We start from the raw sequence: 18622 nt of genomic DNA on the forward strand, positions 1-18622 counted from the left end.
AAGGTGTCCAGGGTCACCACCCCTGTGCGATACGTCAGACGTGGCTGCGACACGTTCACTCCGCACCACGCAGCGGATCTGCTCGTTCGAGCGTAGCCCGCGATAGCTGCACCGAAATGGACCCAGTTGACGAGTTTGGACCGGGGTGCGGCAGGATCAGAGGCCATGCGCAGGTCTGACCGTTCGACGGGCAAGAAGCGGCCGATCTTCCAAGCGGCCGGTGGCAACGACGCCGCAGCCCGTCCTCAGCTTGCTTCGTCCCCCACGACGGCGGCCGACACCGATCACGGCCTCGCCGCACCCGCCGCCACTGGCCGGGAGGAGCCCGCCGCGGCAAGCGGCCAGGGTTTCCGGTTCGTCGACCGGCGCGCGCTGCTGCGGCTCGCGGGCACCGCCGCCCTCGCCGCGCCGGCCGGTGGCCTGCTCGCGGCGTGCAGCGGCTCCGGATCATCGACGAGCTCGAAGATCCGGCCCGTGCGCATCGGCCTCGTGACGCCACAGTCCGGTGCGCTCAGCAGCTTCGCTGACGCCGACCTCTTCGTGACCGACGTTCTGAAGGACTTCTTCGCGAACAACGGCGGACTGTCGGTCGGCAGCACCACCCATCCGGTCGAGATCTACATCCGGGACAGCCAGTCGACCTTCGCCCGAGCGGCCAAGGCGGCGAGCCAGCTGATCTCCGACGACCAGGTGGACATCGTCCTGGTGGGCTCGACGTCGGACACCGTCAACCCGGTCGCCGACCAGTGCGAGGTCAACAGCGTCCCATGCATCTCCACCATGGCGCCCTGGGAATCGCGGTATGTCGATCCCAGCGGAAACCTCAAGACCTCCAACTGGACCTACCACTTCTTCCCCGGTCTCGCGGAGTACTTCAACGCCTACTCCTCGATGTGGGGGCAGACCGCCGAGGTTCCGAACAACCACACGGTCGGCGCGCTGTGGCCGGATGACACCGACGGCCGGACCTTCGCGAACCCGAAGCTGCGGTTCCGCCAGGGCCTCGCGGCCACGAACCTCGAGCTGGCCAGCGCCGGGACCCCGGTCGGATTCTCGGACTACCTCCTGTACACGCCGGGCACGAAGTCCTTCGTCGACATCATTGCCCAGTTCCAGGAGCAGAACGTCCAGATCGTCACCGGCATCGCGCGCGCCGCGGATTACATCCAGTTCCAGCGGGACGCCATCAACCAGAAGTTCTTCCCGCGGATCATCACCCTGTCCAAGGGGCTGCTGTTCGAGAGCGATCTGAAGGTCCTTGGTGGCACCGTGGCCGACGGGCTGACCACGGAGATGTTCTGGTCGAACAAGCGCCAGACCCGCAGCTTCCTGACCAACTGGACGTCGGCACAGCTCGCCGACCAGTACCAGAAAGCGAGTGGTCCGAGCGGGTCGCAGCAGCTCGGCACTTCGCTCGCGCTGTTCGACGTCGCGGCGCAGGCCCTGGCCAAGGTGAACTCGCTCGACGACCGGAAGGCGATCGCGGACGTCCTGAAGACCCTCACGGCCCGCACCATCGTCGGCGACGTGAAGTTCGGCGCCCGCAAGGACCTGCCGCAGAACGTCGCGACGATTCCGCTGAACGGCGGGCAGTGGCGTTGGCACGCGGACACGTTCACGTTCGACCTGGAGCAGGTCAACAACTCCGGCGACGGGAACATCCCGAACACCGGCACCCTCAGGCAGCTCAACCAGGACGCCTAAGCCCCCCCCGCACGAGAAAGCCGTCCCCGGCGAAGTTCGCCGGGGACGGCTTTCTCGTGACGCTGACGGGCTGGCTGTCGCGGTCCGCGCGCGACGACTTCGCACGGTGACGCCGGACACCCCGCGCCTACCAACAATGAAGGGGAGGGCACGATGCCCTCCCCTTCATCCTTCCGGCCGCGTCGCCCCAGGCGCTAGGCGCGCAGGGCGGCCCGGGACATCGTGTGCTCGACCACCGCGATCAGCGCGCTCTTCGTCGAGTCGCGGTTGCGCGCGTCGCAAGTGATGATCGGCACCGACGGGCCGATCTGCAGCGCCTCCCGCACGTCCTCGATCGAGTGCCGCAGCACCCCGTCGAAGCAGTTCAGACCGATGACGAACGGCAGCTGGCGCTGCTCGAAGTAGTCGACGGCGGCGAAGCAGTCCGCGAGCCGGCGGGTGTCCGTGAGCACGATCGCGCCGATCGCACCGCGGACGATGTCGTCCCACATGAACCAGAACCGGTACTGTCCCGGCGTCCCGAACAGGTAGAGGATCAGGTCCTCGTCGAGCGACACCCGGCCGAAGTCCATCGCCACCGTGGTCGTCGTCTTGTCGACCAGGTGAGTCAGATCGTCGACGTGCGCACCGGCCTCGGTCATGACGGCTTCGGTGCGAAGCGGGACGATTTCCGATACAGAGCCCACGAAAGTGGTCTTCCCTGCGCCGAAACCGCCGGCAACCACGATCTTGACCGAGGTGGTCGCGACCGAGGAGTTGACCCTTCTGTTGTCAGAGCTTTCGTAGGCCACTGAGAACCCTTTCGAGCAACGCGAGATCCGGTGCCTCGTCGCGGTCCGGCTGCTGGTGTACGCGGACGAAGCCCTCGTCCGCCATGTCGCCGACCAGCACCCTCGCGACACCGAGGGGCACCCGCAGGCCGGCGGCGATCTCCGCCACAGACCGGACCTGACGGCACATGGCGGCGATGGACTGCTGCTCAATGCTGAGGCCGATCGCGCGTTCCTCGCCGTACTGGGTGGTGATGACGAGCGCTTCGATGGCGAGCTCGTAACGCGACCGGGTCCGCCCGCCGGTCATGGCGTACGGCCGGACGACAGGCCCGGGCGGGCCCCCCATGTCGCTCACGTTGACTTCCCCCTAGGCCCGGAGTGATCTGGGGTGGTACCCGCGCTCATCGAGGAAGCGTCCCTTGCAGCTCCTGGCGCAGCTGCGGCGTAAGGACGTCCTTCGCCCGGTGCACGAGCAGTGCCATCTCGTAGCCCACGAGGCCGATGTCGCACGACGGCGCTGCCAGCACCGCCATGCTCGCCCCGTCACTGATCGCCATGATGAACAGGAACCCGTGCTCCATCTCGACGACCGTCTGGGTCACCAAGCCGGCCTCGAAGACCCGGGCCGCACCCTGCGTCAGGCTGACGAGCCCGGAGGACACGGCCGCGAGCTGGTCAGCCCGGTCGCGTGGGAACCCGTCCGACACCGCGAGCAGCAGACCGTCGGCCGACACGACGACCGTGTGCGCGACACCCGGAACCCGGTCGACGAAATTGTTGATCAGCCAGTTCAGGTTCTGCGCCGCTGCGCTCACCGGTCTCACCGTTCCTCCTGCCCGTCACGGCGGGCGCTTCTTGTCTCGGCACCCATGTCCCGTCCCTGCCGAACACCCTGGTAGAAGCTGGCGAGACGCCCACCAACCGCCTCAGGGGACCTGGTTGTCGCGTCGGCTGGCCGCGGCTGCTGGGGCTTGCGATTACTGGCTGGCTCGGCGGTGCCGGGGACCAGGTTGCTCATCGGCACCCGCACCGGAAGTCCGGCCCTGGTCGTGGACGAGTCCTGCCCACCGGGCTCGCGCAACGCCTCGGCTGCCCGCCAGCCGGCATCGCCGGCCGACTCCCAGCCGTTGTCCGCGCCGCCGCCGCGCTTCGGCAGCGGCTCAACGGGCGCCTGGACGGGCCGAGGGCCAGTCGCGGAACCGTTCGAGACGTTGTCGCCATATGCGGCGGGCTGGCGGTACCCGGCGTCCGGACCGGGCCCGGGCGCCGGTGTCCGGACGGCCGCGGCCGGCCGGACCGGCATGGCGGCTGGCGCCGCCTCCTGCCGTTGGACCGGGTGCTCCGCGGTGCTGCCACCCGCGCCGCTGCCCATGATGCGCATGCCGGCCGAGGCCCGCGGCGCGGTGAACGCGGCCGGCGGCGTGACCTCGACAACCGGGTCCGGCGCGGCGGCGACAACCGGGTCCGGCGCGGCGGCGGCACGGGGCTCGTCGCTGGGCGAGCGGCGCTGGAACCAGGCAGAGACGGAGTCGAAGATCGGCGTGGTGTCCAGGTCCTCGCCGTCACCGAGGTAGATCTCGCCGGTGTCGTCGGCTTGCGGCCGCGGGTAGCCGCCCGTCGCCGGCTGCTCGTCCCAGCTTGGCTGGGGCACGTCCACCGGCGCCGGCTCAGGCCGGTGGGCGGGCCTGGCGAACACGTTCTCCTGCGGGCCCGAGTAGTCCGGCTGGCCCGCGTAGTTACGCGTGTCCGCGTAGTTCGGCGGCTCGGCGTAGTTCTGGCCGGGCTGCCCCGGTGCCCGGTAGCTACCCGCGCCGTTCGGCGCGTAGCCGCCCTGGCGGGGCATCGGGCCGGTCTGGTCCAGGGGCTCCGGCCCGTCCGGACGCTGGAAATCGCCGCTCCAGTCGTCACGCGGGCCGCGGGTGTCCGGCTGGCCGGTCCTCGGCCCGCCGGCCGGCTCGGCGTAGGCGGGCCCGTCGGGGCCCGGCTGCTGGCCGGACCTGGCGACTGGCTGCCCGCCGCTGAACGGGCTTGGGCCGAGCCGCTGCGTGTCCTGCTCGGTATAACGGCTGACCGTCTCCCGAGTCGGCAGCGGGCCGGTCATCGGGGCCGGCGGTGTGCCCTCGCGCTGACCGCCAGCCGGGCCGATCGCCAGTGGCGGCGGCCCGAACCGTCCGGCGTCCTGAGTTGTTCCCGGACCTGGATGGTCGGCGGGGCCAGGCTGGGGGGTCTGCCGGGAGGTCAGGGCCGGTAGGGGGCCGCTCGGCGGCCCGAACCGGTTCTGGTTCTGGTCGGTCATCTCCTCCAGCAGGTCGTCCGGACGCTGCCGAGGACCGCCACGTCCACCCTCGGCGCCGGACGGGGGGCCGTACTGCTGTGGCCCGCTGAAGGACGGCTGGCGCGACGGGCCGGTCAGCGCGCCCGGGATGGGACCGCTGCCAAGCTCCGGCCGGCCGCCCTGCCCGGGGCCGAAGGCGCCGAAGGCCTGGACCGGCCGGGCCGGAGCCTCGCCGCCGGGCCGGCCGATCGCCGCCGGTCGGGCTGCCCCCGCGGGGCTGGTGCCGCCGGCGCCGTCGCCGGTGACCAGCTTGGCTGGCAGCCGGATGACGGCGGTGATGCCGCGGGTCGGCGACTCGCGCAGCTGGACGCGGATGCCGTGCCGGCTGGCCAGCCGGCCGACGGCGAACAGGCCCATCGTCCGGGACACGGAGACGTCCACGACCGGCGGGTTCGCCAGCCGCTCGTTGATCCGCTCCAGGTCCTTGGCCGGCATGCCGATGCCCTGGTCGACGATCTCGATCATCGCGCCGGCGCCGGGGCCGAGGGAGTGGCTGGTGACGACGACGTCCGTCGCCGGCGGGGAGTACGCCGTGGCGTTCTCCAGCAGCTCGGCGATGAGGTGGACGACGTCGCTGACACCGTTACCGGCGATCGACACCGACGCGGCGGTGGTCTGCTTGACCCGGGTGTACTGCTCGACCTCGGAGATGGCCGCGAGGACCACCTCGTTGAGCGGGACGGGGTGGGTCCAGCGGCGGGCGGTGTCGGTGCCGGCGAGGACCAGGAGCGACTCGTTGTTCCGGCGCATACGGGTCGCGAGGTGGTCCAGCTTGAACAGGTTGGACAGCTGGTCCGGGTCCTGCTCGCGGTTCTCCAGGTCGTCGATCAGCCGGAGCTGCCGCTCGACGAGGCCCTGGCTTCGCCGGGAGAGGTTGACGAACATCGCGTTGACGTTGTTCCTCAGCACCGCCTGCTCGGACGCGAGCTTGACCGCCTCGTGATGGACCTGGTCGAACGCCCGGGCGACTTCGCCGATCTCCTCGTCGGTATCGATACCGACGGTTTCGATCTCGTCGTCGATCACCTGTTCGGACGAATCTCGGATCCGGCGGACGGCCTCCGGCAGACGCCGCTCGGCGATGTCGAGCGCCGCGGTCCGCAGCGCGAACAGCGGGCGGATCAGCGACTGCGCCACGACCAGGGTGATGACGAGGGCAGCCGCCAGGATCAGGACGGTGAACAGCGCGGACAGGAGCGCCCGTCGCTGGATGTCGCCACGTAGGCTGTCGACCCGCTTGTCGATCTGGCTGAGCAGCTTGTCCACGACGTCGTAGTTCAGCTCGATGGTGGCGCGGGTGTTCTGCAGCCATTTCGTCGGGTCGATGCCATTGACGCCGGTCAGCGTTCCCTGATCGCCGGTGAGGGGCCTGTCCGGCAGGGCGTTCAGCACCAGGGCGGTGTACTGCTGGGTCTTGACGACGTCGCGGTTGGTGCGCTGGTTGACCGTCGTCGCGTACAGCGCCAGCTGCTCGGGCGTTGCGATCTTGGCGAACTGGTCCAGCTCGGTGCTGCGCTGGGAGTCGAGAGTCAGCGCCGCGCGGAAGTCGTCGCTGCTGAACGGCTGCTGCGACGCGAGGTAGATCTCGATCTGCGACTGCTGCTGGGCCAGCAGGTCGGTGGCAAGCACGAGGTGGGAGGTCGCCTCGACCGAGCTGTCGAGCTCACGGTCGTCGTTGCCCTGCGGGATGACGGCGACCAGGTCGAGGAGCGGCTCGATGATGGCGTCGTAGGCCTGCATCACGGAGACCGGCTCGGTCATCTTGATCAGCACGTCGCGCTTGGTCTTCAGGTCGTCCATGTGCAGGGCGACGGCGTCGAGCGCCTCGTTTACCTGGTCACCGAAAGTCCCGCGCTTGCCCTCGGCCACATCCTGGTATGCCTTGAAGTCGCTGTCGACGGTCCCACGAATGGTCTTGATCGATTCGAGACTAGCCGTCGTCGACTTGCGCGGGCTGAGCTGCAGCGCGACATAGTCGACCGTGAAGGTGCGCTCGCGCTCGAGCTCGTAGGTCAGCTTGACGGCCGCCTGGTTGATGGTGACCAGGCTGGACACCCGGTTGATGTCACGGGTGCTGGTGAGCACCGAGCTCGCGTCGATCAGCGCGTTCACGATGATCGCAACGACCGGGATCGCGAGGATCGCGATCAGCTTGGTGCGGACCCGCCAACTCGTCGGGCTGGTCAGGACGCCACCGCGCGCACGCGTCCCGTTACCGTCGTCGGGGGGGCGGGCCGCGGCGGGCCGCTCGCCGTGGCCCCCGTCGTCCACGACGGGGGATCCCGGTGCCGGCATCGGCATCGAGTCCGCGGCGATGCCCGTGCTGCTGGCCATCGGTTGTCTGCGCACGTACTTCGCAACCTCTCCGCCGGCCTCCCGGAACAGGGCACTCCCAGGATGGTTCGGTATCGGACCGGATGTCCCTCGGTCGGCACCATAGCGGTACCGCGTTAGTGCGTGAAAGGCGGCTACCTTACGCCATGTACTAGGAAGCCACGAGTTGTGCCCCTGATGCGCGCCTCATGAGGCCCGGAGACGCGCCGGACACCCCCGAGATCCGAGGACGATGTCGCACGCGTCACCGCTCGCTTACCCACAGGTCATCCACGAAGCGACCCTGGTCGCCGACCGTGGCGCATGTCGGTAACGGTACGGGGCGATCTGGGCGCCACAGGAACTTCCCCTCCATCAATCCCCCTATGTGGTCGCCGAACGTTCCAAGTCAGATACAGATTGTCGGGATTTGTCAATCCCGAAAATTCGGCCCGGCTCTTCGCCGCGGCCGCGGCCGGCCCTCGAGCATCTCGGCGGCACGCCAGCGCGGCCCCGCCATGGGCGCGTCTCCGTAGACTTGGCAGGTGAGCGCTCCCCACAGGCCGACATCGCCGCCTTCAGGTCAGTCGCCGCCTTCAGGCCAGTCGCCGCCTTCAGGCCAACCGGCAGGACCCGTGCCAGGAGGCCCCGCCGGCCGAACCGGCTACGACACCGCCCTGGTCATCGACTTCGGCGCCCAGTACGCGCAGCTGATCGCCCGCCGAGTGCGGGAGTGCCACGTGTACTCCGAGATCGTGCCGTGGAACACGCCGGTGGCGGACCTGCTGGCCCGCCGCCCGGCAGCCGTGATCCTCTCCGGCGGCCCCAAGTCCGTGTACTCCCCCGGTGCGCCGCGGGTGGACCCGGCGCTGTTCGACACCGGCATCCCCGTGCTGGGCATCTGCTACGGCCACCAGGTGATGGCGCAGGCCCTCGGCGGCACCGTCGAGCGCACCGGGACCGCCGAGTACGGCGCCACGGAGCTGGCCGTCACCAGCCCCGGGGTGCTTTTCGACGGCCTGCCGGTCCAGCAGCAGGTCTGGATGTCACATGGCGACGCCGTCACCGCGGCGCCCGCCGGTTTCGAGCTCACCGCGGCGACACGGTCGACTCCGGTCGCCGCGTTCGAGGACGTCCGGCGCGGGCTGTTCGGTGTGCAGTTCCACCCCGAGGTGCTGCATACCGAGCACGGCATGGATGTGCTGCGGCGCTTCCTGCTGCACGGCGCGGGTGCCCGCCCGGCGTGGACGATGGTCAACATCGTCGACGAGGCGGTCGCCGCGGTTCGCGCCCAGGTCGGCGACGCGAAGCTGATCTGCGCGCTGTCCGGCGGCGTGGACTCCGCGGTCGCGGGCGCGCTCGTGCAGCGGGCCGTCGGCGACGCCCTCACCTGCGTCTTCGTCGACCACGGCCTGCTGCGGGCCGGCGAGGCCGAGCAGGTCGAGCGCGACTTCGTCGCGTCCACCGGCGTCGAGCTGGTGCACATCAAGGCCGCCGACCGCTTCGCCGCGGCGCTGGCCGGGGTCACCGACCCGGAGCAGAAGCGCAAGATCATCGGGCGCGAGTTCATCCGGGTCTTCGAGGAGGCCGCCCGCGAACTGGAGGCCCGCGCGGAGGCCGCCGGCAGCCGCATCGAGTACCTCGTCCAGGGCACCCTGTACCCGGACGTGATCGAGTCCGGTTCCCCGGACGCCGCGAAGATCAAGTCGCATCACAACGTTGGCGGCCTGCCGGAGGACCTCCAGTTCGGCCTGGTCGAACCATTGCGGATGCTGTTCAAGGACGAGGTGCGCCGGCTCGGCGAGGAGCTCGGCCTGCCCGAGGAGATCGTCTGGCGCCAGCCGTTCCCCGGCCCGGGGCTCGCCGTGCGGATCATCGGCGAGGTCACCCAGGAGCGGCTGGACATCGTGCGCGCCGCCGACCAGATCGTCCGCGACGAGATCCGCCGCGCGGGGCTCGAACGCGAGATCTGGCAGGTGTTCGCCGTCCTGCTGGCCGACGTGCGCTCGGTCGGCGTCCAGGGCGACGAGCGCACGTACGGCCATCCCGTCGTGCTGCGCGCGGTGACCAGCGAGGACGCGATGACGGCGGACTGGGCGCGGCTGCCGGCGAACGTCCTGGAGCGCATCAGCAACCGCATCGTCAACGAGGTCCCCCAGGTCAACCGCGTCGTCTACGACATCACCTCCAAGCCCCCGGGCACCATCGAATGGGAGTGATGGGGCGCTGGACGCGCCATCACTCTGTCGGGCGCTGAGCGCCCTCCCCGCGTTGGTTCCGGGTCCAGGTATATGGGGGTGGTTCGCGTGGACCCGGCGGACCATGTGGCTGGGTTGGTACTGCGCTGAAGGCGCCGTCACCGGATGTGGCCAGGTCGCGCGACTCGCTCACCACGACCACCCCATAGCCCGACCGCCACGTAGCTGGCGGTGGCCGGGCTGGACCCGGCGGACCATGTGGCTGGGTTGGTACTGCGCTGAAGGCGCCGTCACCGGATGTGGCCAGGTCGCGCGACTCGCTCACCATGACCACCCCGGCACGGGACCACGGGTCGAACTTGCCGCTACTGTAAACGGTTATAGTAGCCGTTATGCGACGATGAGTAGTCGGTTTGACGGGGGTAGGGGTGGCGGAGCAGGCTGGAGAGGTGCAGCAGCACCTCATGGCCATTACGTGGGCGCGCGACTAAGATCGTCACGACGATCAGGCCGCGCGCCCAGCCTTCCGCGTCTGCGGGGGGCTTTTTTGTTTGCCGCGGCCACGGCGCACAGGTGGCCGCCCAGCCACCAGGAGCAGCCCCGATGACCAAGCCAGCAGCGACAACGCCGTCGCCGCGCGCCTCCGACGCCGCCAGCAAACCGGGCGCGACCAGGGCATCCCGGACCTCCCAGCAGACCTGCTCGATCGGCTCCGCCGATCGAGCAGGAACCCCGGGCTCCGCAAGCTCCCAGACCTCCCCGATCGGCTTCGCCGATCGAGCAGGAACCCCGGATCCGGCAGGAACCCCGGCCCAGGCGTCGCCCATCGACCAAGCCGACGACGTAGAGGGAACTACAAGCCAGCCGGACGATGACGCCGAGGTCGTCGATGCCGCGGCCCTGCTCCGGACGGTCGACGTCGAGCGAGCCGCCGCCACTCTCGCCGGCGTCTCCCGGCTCACCAGGGTCGTCCGGCACCCGGGACTCGGCCTGCGCGCGGGCGCGCCGATCTGGCTGAAGTGCGAGAACGAGCAGCACACCCGGTCGTTCAAGCTGCGCGGCGCCTACAACCGGGTGGCGCAGGCCGACCCGGCGCGGCGGGCCCGCGGCCTGGTCGCGGCCAGCGCCGGCAACCACGCCCAAGGTGTCGCGTACGCGGCGGCTCAGTTCGACGTCGAGTCGACGATCTTCGTCCCAAGCGGCGCGAACCCGGTCAAGGTGGCCAGGACTCGCCGCTGGGGCGCCCGCGTGGAGCACGTGGACGGCGGTGTCGAGGCGGCGCTCGCCGCCGCCGAGGCGTTCGCCGCCGACGGCGGCCGGCTGATGGTCCACCCCTTCGACGATCCGGCCGTGATCGCCGGCCAGGGCACGGTCGGGCTGGAGCTCCTGGAGCAGGTACCCGGTCTGCGCACCGTCATCGTCGGCATCGGCGGCGGCGGGCTCGGGACCGGGATAGCGGCGGCGCTGGCAGCCCGCGACGCGGACACCAGGGTCATCGGCGTGCAGGCGCGGAGCGCGCCCGCGTTCGCCGACTCTTTCCACGCCGGCCGGCTGCTGTCGGTCGCCGCCGACACCGTCGCCGACGGGATGGCGGTGCGCACTCCCGGCCGGCTCACGCTCGCGCTCGCCGCGTCCCTGCTCGACGACGTCGTGACCGTCGACGAGGACGCGTTCTGGGAGGCGATGGTGCTGCTGCGCCGCACGGGCGGGCACGTCGTCGAGCCAGCCGGCGCCGCCGGCGTCGCCGCACTGCTGCGCCACCCGGACCTCGCGCAGGGCCCGACCGCGGTGGTCCTCTCAGGCGGCAACCTCGATCTCGCCACCGCCGACCGCGTCACCTCCCTGGCCACCGCCGCCACCATCCCCGTCGCCCGCACCTGCTGAGGCGTGCGGCGCTGGACGCGCGCCCTGCCTGTCGGACGCTGAGCGTCCTCCCAGCGTGGTACCGGATACAGGCGTATGGCCGTGGTTGATGTGGTGCCGGACTGAGGACGGGGCTGAGTTGGCGCTGCGCTGAAGGCGCCGTCACTTGCAGTGCTGGCGCGGGTGGACCGCCCGCCCGTTCGGCACGTCCCGGACCTGCCGGATCGACGGAGCTTACGGAGCTTACGGAGTCAATCCGGCAGGGACCCGGGCCCGCCCGCCTCAGAGCTTGGTGAGGGGGGCGTAGCGCAGGAGGAGGTCCTTGGTGCCGGTGCCCTCGCCGAAGTCGACCTTCGCCTGGGAAGACTCGGCGACGCCGCTGGTGGCGATAACCACGCCCAGGCCGAACACGTCGTGGGTGACCCGGTCGCCGGCCGAGAGCTGGATGATCGGGCGGCTGGCCGGACGGGAACGGGCCTGCCCTGCCGGGGAACCGGCGGGCGAGCCGCTCCTGGCGCCGGCGGTCCCGCCCGCGCCGCGGCCGGCGCCACCGAACCCGCCGCCGCCCGAGCCGAAGCCGCCGCTGGGGCTCGCCGGGGCGGGGGCCAGGCGGCGCCAGTCCAGCAGGTGCTCAGGGACCTCGGTGAGGAAACGCGACGGCGGGTTGTAGGCGGGCTGGCCCCAGGCGCTGCGGACCAGCGAGCGCGTCAGGTACAGGCGCTGGCGGGCCCGAGTGATGCCGACATAGGCGAGCCGGCGTTCCTCTTCCATCTGTGTCGGGTCGCCGAGCGTGCGCATGTGCGGGAAGATGCCATCCTCGAGCCCGGTGAGGAAAACCACCGGAAACTCCAGGCCCTTGGCGCTGTGCAGGGTCATCAGTGTGACGACGCCGTCCGAGCCGTCGTCGGACGGTATCTGGTCAGCGTCGGCGACGAGCGAGACCTGCTCGAGAAAACCGGCGAGCGTGCCCTCGGGGAAGCGCTGGACGTACTCCCGGACGACCTCGACCATCTCCTGGAGGTTCTCCACCCGGCCCTGGGCCTCGATGGTGTCCTCGGCGACCAGCTCCGCGAGGTAGCCGGTTCGCTCCAGGATGGCCTCGGCCGTCTCGACCAGGTCGCCGGCGGCGGTCTCGCGCAGCTCGTCGAGCAGCGTGGCGAACTCGCGGATGGCCTTGGCGGAGCGGGTCGCCAGCCCCGGCACCTCGCCTACCCGGCCGAGCGCCTCGGCGAACGGGATGCGCTCCCGCTCGGCGAACGCGGCGAGCATCGCCTCGGCCCGGTCACCGATCCCGCGTCGGGGCACGTTGAGGATGCGTCGCAGGTTGACCGTGTCAGACGGGTTCGCCAGCACCCGCAGGTAGGCGAGCAGGTCGCGGATCTCCTTGCGCTCGTAGAAGCGCACACCGCCGACGACTCGGTAGGGCAGGCCGACGCGGATGAAGATCTCCTCAAAGACCCGGCTCTGCGCGTTGGTCCGGTAGAAGACGGCCACGTCGGCGGGGCGGGCGTGGCCGTCATCGGTGAGCTTGTCGACCTCCTCGGCGACGAACGCGGCCTCGTCGTGCTCGTTGTCGGCGACGAAGCCGACGATCTTCTCGCCGTCGCCGGCGTCCGACCACAGCCGCTTCGCCTTGCGCTGGCTGTTGCGGGCGATGACGGCGTTGGCCGCGGACAGGATGGTCTGGGTGGAGCGGTAGTTCTGCTCCAGCAGCACGACCCTCGCGTCCGGGAAGTCCTGCTCGAACTCGACGATGTTGCGGATGTCCGCGCCGCGGAACGCGTAGATCGACTGGTCGGCGTCGCCGACTACGCACAGCTCGGCCGGCCCCGGCATGCCCTCGTCGGCCGCCCGGCCGGCCGTCGAGACCGAGCCGTGCCCCGGGTTCACTCCGTCGCCGCCCTCGCTCCGCGGCCGTCCTCCTTCGTCGGACGTCCACTCCGCGAGCTTGCTCCTGCGCTCACTGCCGACGAGCTCGCGGATGAGCGTGTACTGGGCGTGGTTGGTGTCCTGGTACTCGTCGACGAGTACGTGGCGGAACCGGCGGTGGTAGTGCTCCGCGACGTCGGGGAACGCCTGCAGCAGGTTCACCGTCGTCATGATCAGGTCGTCGAAGTCCAGCGCGTTGGCCTCGCGCAGCCGGCGCTGGTAGAGCGCGTACACCTCGGCGACGGTCCGCTCGGGGTGGCTGGCGGCCTTGGCCTGCGCGGTCTCGTGGTCGATCAGCTCGTTCTTGAGCGTGCTGATCTGGGCGGCGAGCCCCCGGGCTGGGTGGCGCTTGGCATCGAGGTCCAGGTCGCGGCAGACCAGCGTGATCAGCCGCTGCGCGTCGGCTGCGTCGTAGATCGAGAACGAGGAGCCGAACCCGAGCCGCTTCGACTCGTTACGCAGGATCCGCACGCAGGCCGAGTGGAAGGTGCTGACCCACATGGCCCGCACCCGGCCGCCGACGAGCGCGCCGACCCGCTCCTTCATCTCGTTCGCGGCCTTGTTGGTGAACGTGATCGCGAGGATCTCGCCGGGGTGCACCTTGCGGGCGGCGAGCAGGTAGGCGATCCGGTGGGCGAGCACCCTGGTCTTGCCGGAGCCGGCACCGGCGACGATCAGCAGCGGCGAGCCCTCGTGCACCACGGCGGCGCGCTGCTGCGGGTTCAGCTCGGCCAGCAGCGCGTCCGGGTCCAGGCGCGGCGTCGGCCGCCGTCCCTCCGCGGCTGGCGCGGTGACCGGGGCAGCGGCCAGCACGGCGGGGGCGAACATGTCGTACGGGTCGTACGGCTCGTAGGCCGCATCGCCCGCCGGGACACCCGCACCGGGGGCACCCGCGCCAGGGGTCATGTCGTCGAAAAGGGTGCTCATGATTCCTCGATCGTACGTTCGAGAGGCCGTTCGCCGGGGCCGCCAGGGAATGGGGGGGTGGGCCGCTGGCGAACTAGGCATAGCCCCGTGGATTCGATCCGCCGGGGCGGATCGAATCCACGGGGACCCCAGCGGCTTCTGACTGAACTAGGGCACCACGCGGCGACCTCGGGGCGCTCAGCACCGCTGGGCGCGATGCAAGCGATGCCATCTGTCGACACTACGTAGCTTTGGAGCCGTCAAGTAACTACGGCTCACCATTGCGTGACTAGGGACCGACATTGCGCAGCGCCTCCCGCCGGGAGAGCGGGGAGAGCCGGTCCGCCCGCGTGGCGACGTAGCGGCGGACCTCGTCGGGGTCCGTCCAGGCATACTGCCGCAGCGCCCAGCCAATGGCCTTGCGGAGGAAGAAGTCGGGATCGTCGAGGTTCACCTCGATACAGGCGTAGAGCAGGTCCAGGTCCGTGCTCTTCTTCGCGCCGAGCTGGCAGATGATCGACGTGCGGCGCAGCCAGCGGTCGGGGTCGCGGCTCCAGCGCAGCATCACCGGCCGCAGGATCTCGGGGCTCGCGGCGAGCAGCGGCCCGACGCGGCGCGAGGCGACCTCATCGACGTAGTCCCACCAGGCGCCGGTGACGATCATCTCCTGATAGAGGGGCAGCACGTCAGGGGTCCAGTACGCCAGGTAGGGCCGGTGGCCGGTCAGCGCGATGGCGGCGTAGCGCTCCTCGCGGAACCCCGCCTCCCGCCAGAGCCGCAGCACCGCCGTCTGCCAGTCCGTCACCGTCTCCAGCCGGTGCGCGGCGAGGACGGGCCGCAGCGCCTGCTCCCTCGGCGGCTTCGGGACACCGAGGTAGGGCATCGACGACTTCATGTAGGCCTGCATCTCCGGCGCCTTCGCCGGGTCCGCCGCCGCGGCCAGGGCCGCTCGTACCGCGTCGACCAGCCGGTCCACCACCGAGGAGGATTCCACGGCCGAATTGTCGTCCACGAGGTGGACGGGCCAGGTATCGGCAGGCCGCGGACCCGCGCCGAACAGGGCGCCATACCTCCAAACGGCGGCACCCAACGCAAGCCCGCCTGCCCGCGCCCGCCTCGGCGGAAGGCGAGCATGCGCGGCGTACACGGCGTACCCGGCGAAGCGCCATACTTGTCACGGATCTCTGACAAAGCGTGATGGGTGGGCCGCATGGGGAGCTGGCGTCGGCTGTGGCGGGTCGGCGGGAGTCCGAGCGTCGACGACGGCCATGCCGACGACGAGATCCCGGCAGGGATGGACCCGTCGGCGCGCCCGACCTCGTCGTGGCCTCCTGGAACAGGGACCTGGGACGAGATCGGGTCGGCGCGGCAGCCGACCAGGCCGCCGCGCAACTGGGTTGGTGGGATACCTGCCTGGGTTCGAACGCCCACCTGGGTCCGAATGCCCACCTGGGCACGCCCACGCGCCCGCACGCTGCTCGGGGCCGGGACAGCCCTCGCACTGGTGGTGGCGACGACGACCGCCCTCACGGTCACGCCCGCCGGCAGGGACTGGGCCTGCGACCAGCTCGATCTGGGGTGCCCCCCACCGTTCCGGATCGCGGTACAGGCCGACCCAGGCTCGGTTGGGCCCAGCGATACCGACGCCCCGGGGACCGCCAGCTACGTGTTCAGCGGTGAGACGCGTGACCTCGGGCCGCCGCCGGACGGCCGGGAGGACTGCCGCGGGTGGGCCGCCTGGGCGGCCTCGATCGGCGCGGCATCGGCGGGCGCCACGCCGTTGCGCCTCGACGTTGCCGCGACCGGGCAGGACCAGGTGCGCGTGGTCGGCTTCACGCTCCGAGTCGGCGAGGACATCAAGTCTCCCTCCGCTGATGCCTCTCCCGCCAGACTTTCGTTGACCTGCACCACATCGCCGGACGCGGAGCGGCCGACGGCGCGGCAGCCTGGCACGGAGCGGCCGACCTCGGAGCAGCCGACCGAGGTGATACCGGCCGAAGTGACGACGTTGGACCTGGACAGCCGCCTGATCACCTCTCAGGATCCGGTCGTCGCCACGTCAGGAGAGCAGGCTCTACCGATCGCGCCCGGCATAACCACATCGTTCGCGGTCACCACGACGACATCGACCTGTGACTGCCGCTGGCGGGTCGAAGTCGAACTGCTGGTCGGCGACGAGCGGCAGGTGGTCACCGTCGGCCCGGACGGCGCTCGCCCCGGCACCGCGGCCGACAATCCCGACCAGCCGTCCTTCGAGACGACGACAGCGGATTACACCGGTCTCCCTGTCCACTACGTCGCCGGACGGTGGCAGTACGACCGGGGGAACGAGCCGACCACGTCATATCCGTATCCGTCCACTCCCGTGTGCCCGCTCGCGTCCACCTCCGAGGTCATCGCGGCACTGGACTCGGTGGGCGTGACGGCGAGAAGCACCACCCGGTTCAGCGCCGGAGCAAACCAGGACACGGACGACCCTGGCACGCGGGAGACGGCGGTCTGCTCGTGGCGGCTCCCCTCCGCGTCGACGGATCTGGGCGCCGTCATCCTCGTGGGCGCCACGACGGTGGACGAAGCGGCGGCACGTACCGTGTTCGCCGCGTGGAAGCAGGCATTTTCATTCTCGGACGCCATCGTGGATCAATGTGGCTTCCTGTCCAGCAACCCTCCGGTCGGCCTCGCGGCGGTCGGGGATGTCGGCGACGAGGCGGCCGGTAATCCTGGCTGGCTGGTCGCCCGGGCCGGGAACCGGATCGTCCGCGCCAGCGTGTGCGCCCCCGCGGGCGGCGACGGCGATCCGGCTCGCGCGCCGGCGGCGCCCGGCGACCTGGCGGGGCTGCGCATGGTGACGCAGGCGGTCCTGGGCAGCACGTGGTGACGTGACGAGCGCCTGAAGGGTGCTGGCGCGGGAGGATGACGGCATGCGTGCTGCTCATACCGTGGCCCAGGTACGCGCCGCCGAGGCGCCGTTGCTGGAAGGCCTGCCGCCCGGGGCTCTTATGCAGCGGGCGGTGCACGGGCTGCTCGGTCACGCCGTGCGCCACCTCGGCCGCCGGGTCTACGGACGACGCGTCGTCGTGCTCGCGGGCGGCGGGGACAACGGCGGGGACGCGCTGTGGGCCGGGGCGCGCCTGGCCGCGCGCGGCGCCCGGGTGGACGCGCTGGTCCCTGGTCGGACCCACCCGGAAGGTACGGCCGCGTTGCTCGCCGCCGGCGGCCGGCTGCACCGCGTCGTCGCGCCGGGCGACGTCCCAGCCGAGCCGGCCGAGGACGGCTCAGAGGCACTGCCGGATGACGCGGCCGCCGCGCTGCTGGCAAGGGCCGACCTCGTGCTGGACGGGCTGCTGGGGATCGGGGGTCGGGCCGGGCTGCGCGGGGCCTACGCCCGGCTCGCGGAGCTGGCCGCGCCGGAGCGGACGATCGCCGTCGACGTGCCGAGCGGGGTCGACGCGGACACCGGGGCCGCCCCGGGCACCGCCGTGCGGGCGGCCCTGACCGTGACGTTCGGGACGTACAAGCCCGGCCTGCTGCTCGGCGACGGTGCCGCGCACACTGGGGAGCTGGCACTCGTCGACATCGGCCTGGACCTGCCGGCCCCCGACCTGGTCGCGCTCGACGACGCGGACGTCGCCGCGCTGCTGCCGGAGCCAGGGCCGGCGGACTCGAAGTACACGCGCGGCGTGCTGGGCCTCGTCGGCGGCAGCGACCGGTACCCCGGAGCGGCCGTGCTCGCGACCGGCGGGGCGCTGCGCGGTGGCGCCGGCTACCTGCGGGTCGTCGCCGAGGCACGGGCGGCCGAGCATGTGCGCGGCGCGCATCCGGAGACGGTGGTGACCGTCATCGAGCCGGGTGACGCCGACGCGATGCTCGCGGCCGGGCGGGTGCAGGCCTGGGCGTTCGGCCCGGGAGTCGTGCCCGACGCGGCGGCGCGCCGCCTGCTGGACGCCCTCGTCGCCACCGACCTGCCGCTGCTGCTCGACGCCGGCGCTCTCGACCCGTTCGCCGACGCGTTCGCCGCCGGCTTCCCCGCCCGGGCCGGCGCGGGCGTCGGCGTCGGCGTCGGTTTCACCTCCGGCTTCGCCGGGGGCGGCGGCGCGACGGGCAGCGGCACCGGCGCGTCGACCGGCCGCGACGTCCTGGCCCGGCGCGCCGGGCCGGTGGTGCTGACGCCGCACGAGGGCGAGTTCGCCCGGCTCACCGCGACGGCGCTCGGCTGGGATGCCGCCGAGACCCGGCGGGAACTGGCCGGCGACCGGCTCGGCACGGCCCGCCGCGCGGCCGCGGCGCTGGGCGCGACGGTGCTGCTCAAGGGCAACCGGACGCTCATCGTCGACCCGGACGGCGCCGCCCGGGTGAACACCACGGGCACGCCCTGGCTCGGCAGCGCCGGCACGGGCGACGTCCTCACCGGCCTCGCGGGCTCCCTGCTCGCCACCGGTCTCGGCCCGCTCGACGCGGCCAGTGCCGCCGCCTACCTGCACGGCGTGGCCGGCCAGCTCGCCCCCCGCCCGCTGTCGGCCTCGGACCTTCCCACGACGCTTCCCGCCGCGATCGCGCACGTCCTCGCCGGCGCCGCCGGGTAGGTATCACGCCGATGGGCA

11 protein-coding genes are annotated in these 18622 nt (G+C 71.5%); 5 read left to right on the forward strand and 6 right to left on the reverse strand.

Going from position 1 to position 18622, the window contains the following annotated elements; translation table 11 throughout:
* The first annotated feature begins 165 nt into the window (after positions 1-165).
* Entirely contained in the window at positions 166-1704 is a 1539-nt protein-coding gene (locus QOZ89_RS02595; protein ID WP_071050685.1) for an ABC transporter substrate-binding protein, read from the forward strand.
* 194 nt (positions 1705-1898) lie between these two features.
* On the opposite strand, the gene QOZ89_RS02600 is transcribed toward QOZ89_RS02595, so the two are convergent.
* Genes QOZ89_RS02600 through QOZ89_RS02615 form a run of 4 tightly spaced genes read right to left on the reverse strand, consistent with a single transcriptional unit; the run spans position 1899 to position 7146 of the window.
* A complete protein-coding gene (locus tag QOZ89_RS02600) occupies positions 1899-2495 on the reverse strand; it encodes a GTP-binding protein (RefSeq protein ID WP_007518658.1) in 597 nt (198 codons plus the stop codon).
* Entirely contained in the window at positions 2476-2823 is a 348-nt protein-coding gene (locus QOZ89_RS02605; RefSeq protein WP_035925779.1) for a DUF742 domain-containing protein, read from the reverse strand. The genes QOZ89_RS02600 and QOZ89_RS02605 overlap by 20 nt, the downstream gene beginning before the upstream one ends.
* 55 nt (positions 2824-2878) lie before the next feature.
* Positions 2879-3301, reverse strand: a complete 423-nt coding sequence (locus tag QOZ89_RS02610) for a roadblock/LC7 domain-containing protein (RefSeq protein ID WP_071050686.1) — start codon at positions 3299-3301, stop codon at positions 2879-2881.
* Positions 3298-7146, reverse strand: a complete 3849-nt coding sequence (locus QOZ89_RS02615) for a nitrate- and nitrite sensing domain-containing protein (protein WP_071050687.1) — start codon at positions 7144-7146, stop codon at positions 3298-3300. Before QOZ89_RS02615 ends, QOZ89_RS02610 begins: the two co-directional genes overlap by 4 nt.
* A gap of 614 nt (positions 7147-7760) precedes the next feature.
* Here QOZ89_RS02615 and guaA point away from each other — a divergent pair.
* On the forward strand, positions 7761-9344 hold the full coding sequence (guaA, locus tag QOZ89_RS02620) for a glutamine-hydrolyzing GMP synthase (protein ID WP_312622890.1): 1584 nt from the start codon (positions 7761-7763) through the stop codon (positions 9342-9344).
* Positions 9345-9926: 582 nt separating this feature from the next.
* Positions 9927-11207: a threonine ammonia-lyase gene (locus QOZ89_RS02625; RefSeq protein ID WP_083419122.1), complete on the forward strand. Its 1281-nt coding sequence runs from the start codon at positions 9927-9929 to the stop codon at positions 11205-11207.
* A 261-nt stretch (positions 11208-11468) separates the two neighbouring features.
* On the opposite strand, the gene pcrA is transcribed toward QOZ89_RS02625, so the two are convergent.
* Positions 11469-14042 carry a DNA helicase PcrA gene (pcrA, locus tag QOZ89_RS02630; RefSeq protein ID WP_312622891.1) on the reverse strand — a complete coding sequence of 858 codons (2574 nt, stop codon included), beginning with the start codon at positions 14040-14042 and terminating at the stop codon, positions 11469-11471.
* A gap of 268 nt (positions 14043-14310) precedes the next feature.
* Complete coding sequence (locus tag QOZ89_RS02635) at positions 14311-15015, reverse strand: DNA alkylation repair protein (protein ID WP_312622892.1); 705 nt, start codon at positions 15013-15015, stop codon at positions 14311-14313.
* Between the two features lie 216 nt (positions 15016-15231).
* On the opposite strand from QOZ89_RS02635, the gene QOZ89_RS02640 reads away from it, so the two are divergent.
* On the forward strand, positions 15232-16899 hold the full coding sequence (locus QOZ89_RS02640) for a hypothetical protein (protein ID WP_131804099.1): 1668 nt from the start codon (positions 15232-15234) through the stop codon (positions 16897-16899).
* Positions 16900-16942: 43 nt separating this feature from the next.
* On the forward strand, positions 16943-18604 hold the full coding sequence (locus tag QOZ89_RS02645) for an NAD(P)H-hydrate dehydratase (RefSeq protein WP_312622893.1): 1662 nt from the start codon (positions 16943-16945) through the stop codon (positions 18602-18604).
* The last annotated feature ends 18 nt before the right edge of the window (positions 18605-18622 follow it).

Origin of the sequence: Pseudofrankia coriaricola, assembly GCF_032027725.1 — a bacterium.
Taxonomy (GTDB): domain Bacteria; phylum Actinomycetota; class Actinomycetes; order Frankiales; family Frankiaceae; genus Pseudofrankia.

Excerpts from the sequence above, each read along its gene's own strand:
- QOZ89_RS02615 (WP_071050687.1), bottom strand. The coding sequence starts at position 7,146 with ATGGCCAGCAGCACGGGCATCGCCGCGGACTCGATGCCGATGCCGGCA.
- QOZ89_RS02605 (WP_035925779.1), bottom strand. The coding sequence starts at position 2,823 with ATGGGGGGCCCGCCCGGGCCTGTCGTCCGGCCGTACGCCATGACCGGC.
- QOZ89_RS02625 (WP_083419122.1), top strand. The coding sequence starts at position 9,927 with ATGACCAAGCCAGCAGCGACAACGCCGTCGCCGCGCGCCTCCGACGCC.
- QOZ89_RS02645 (WP_312622893.1), top strand. The coding sequence starts at position 16,943 with ATGCGTGCTGCTCATACCGTGGCCCAGGTACGCGCCGCCGAGGCGCCG.
- QOZ89_RS02640 (WP_131804099.1), top strand. The coding sequence starts at position 15,232 with ATGGGGAGCTGGCGTCGGCTGTGGCGGGTCGGCGGGAGTCCGAGCGTC.
- pcrA (WP_312622891.1), bottom strand. The coding sequence starts at position 14,042 with ATGAGCACCCTTTTCGACGACATGACCCCTGGCGCGGGTGCCCCCGGT.
- QOZ89_RS02595 (WP_071050685.1), top strand. The coding sequence starts at position 166 with ATGCGCAGGTCTGACCGTTCGACGGGCAAGAAGCGGCCGATCTTCCAA.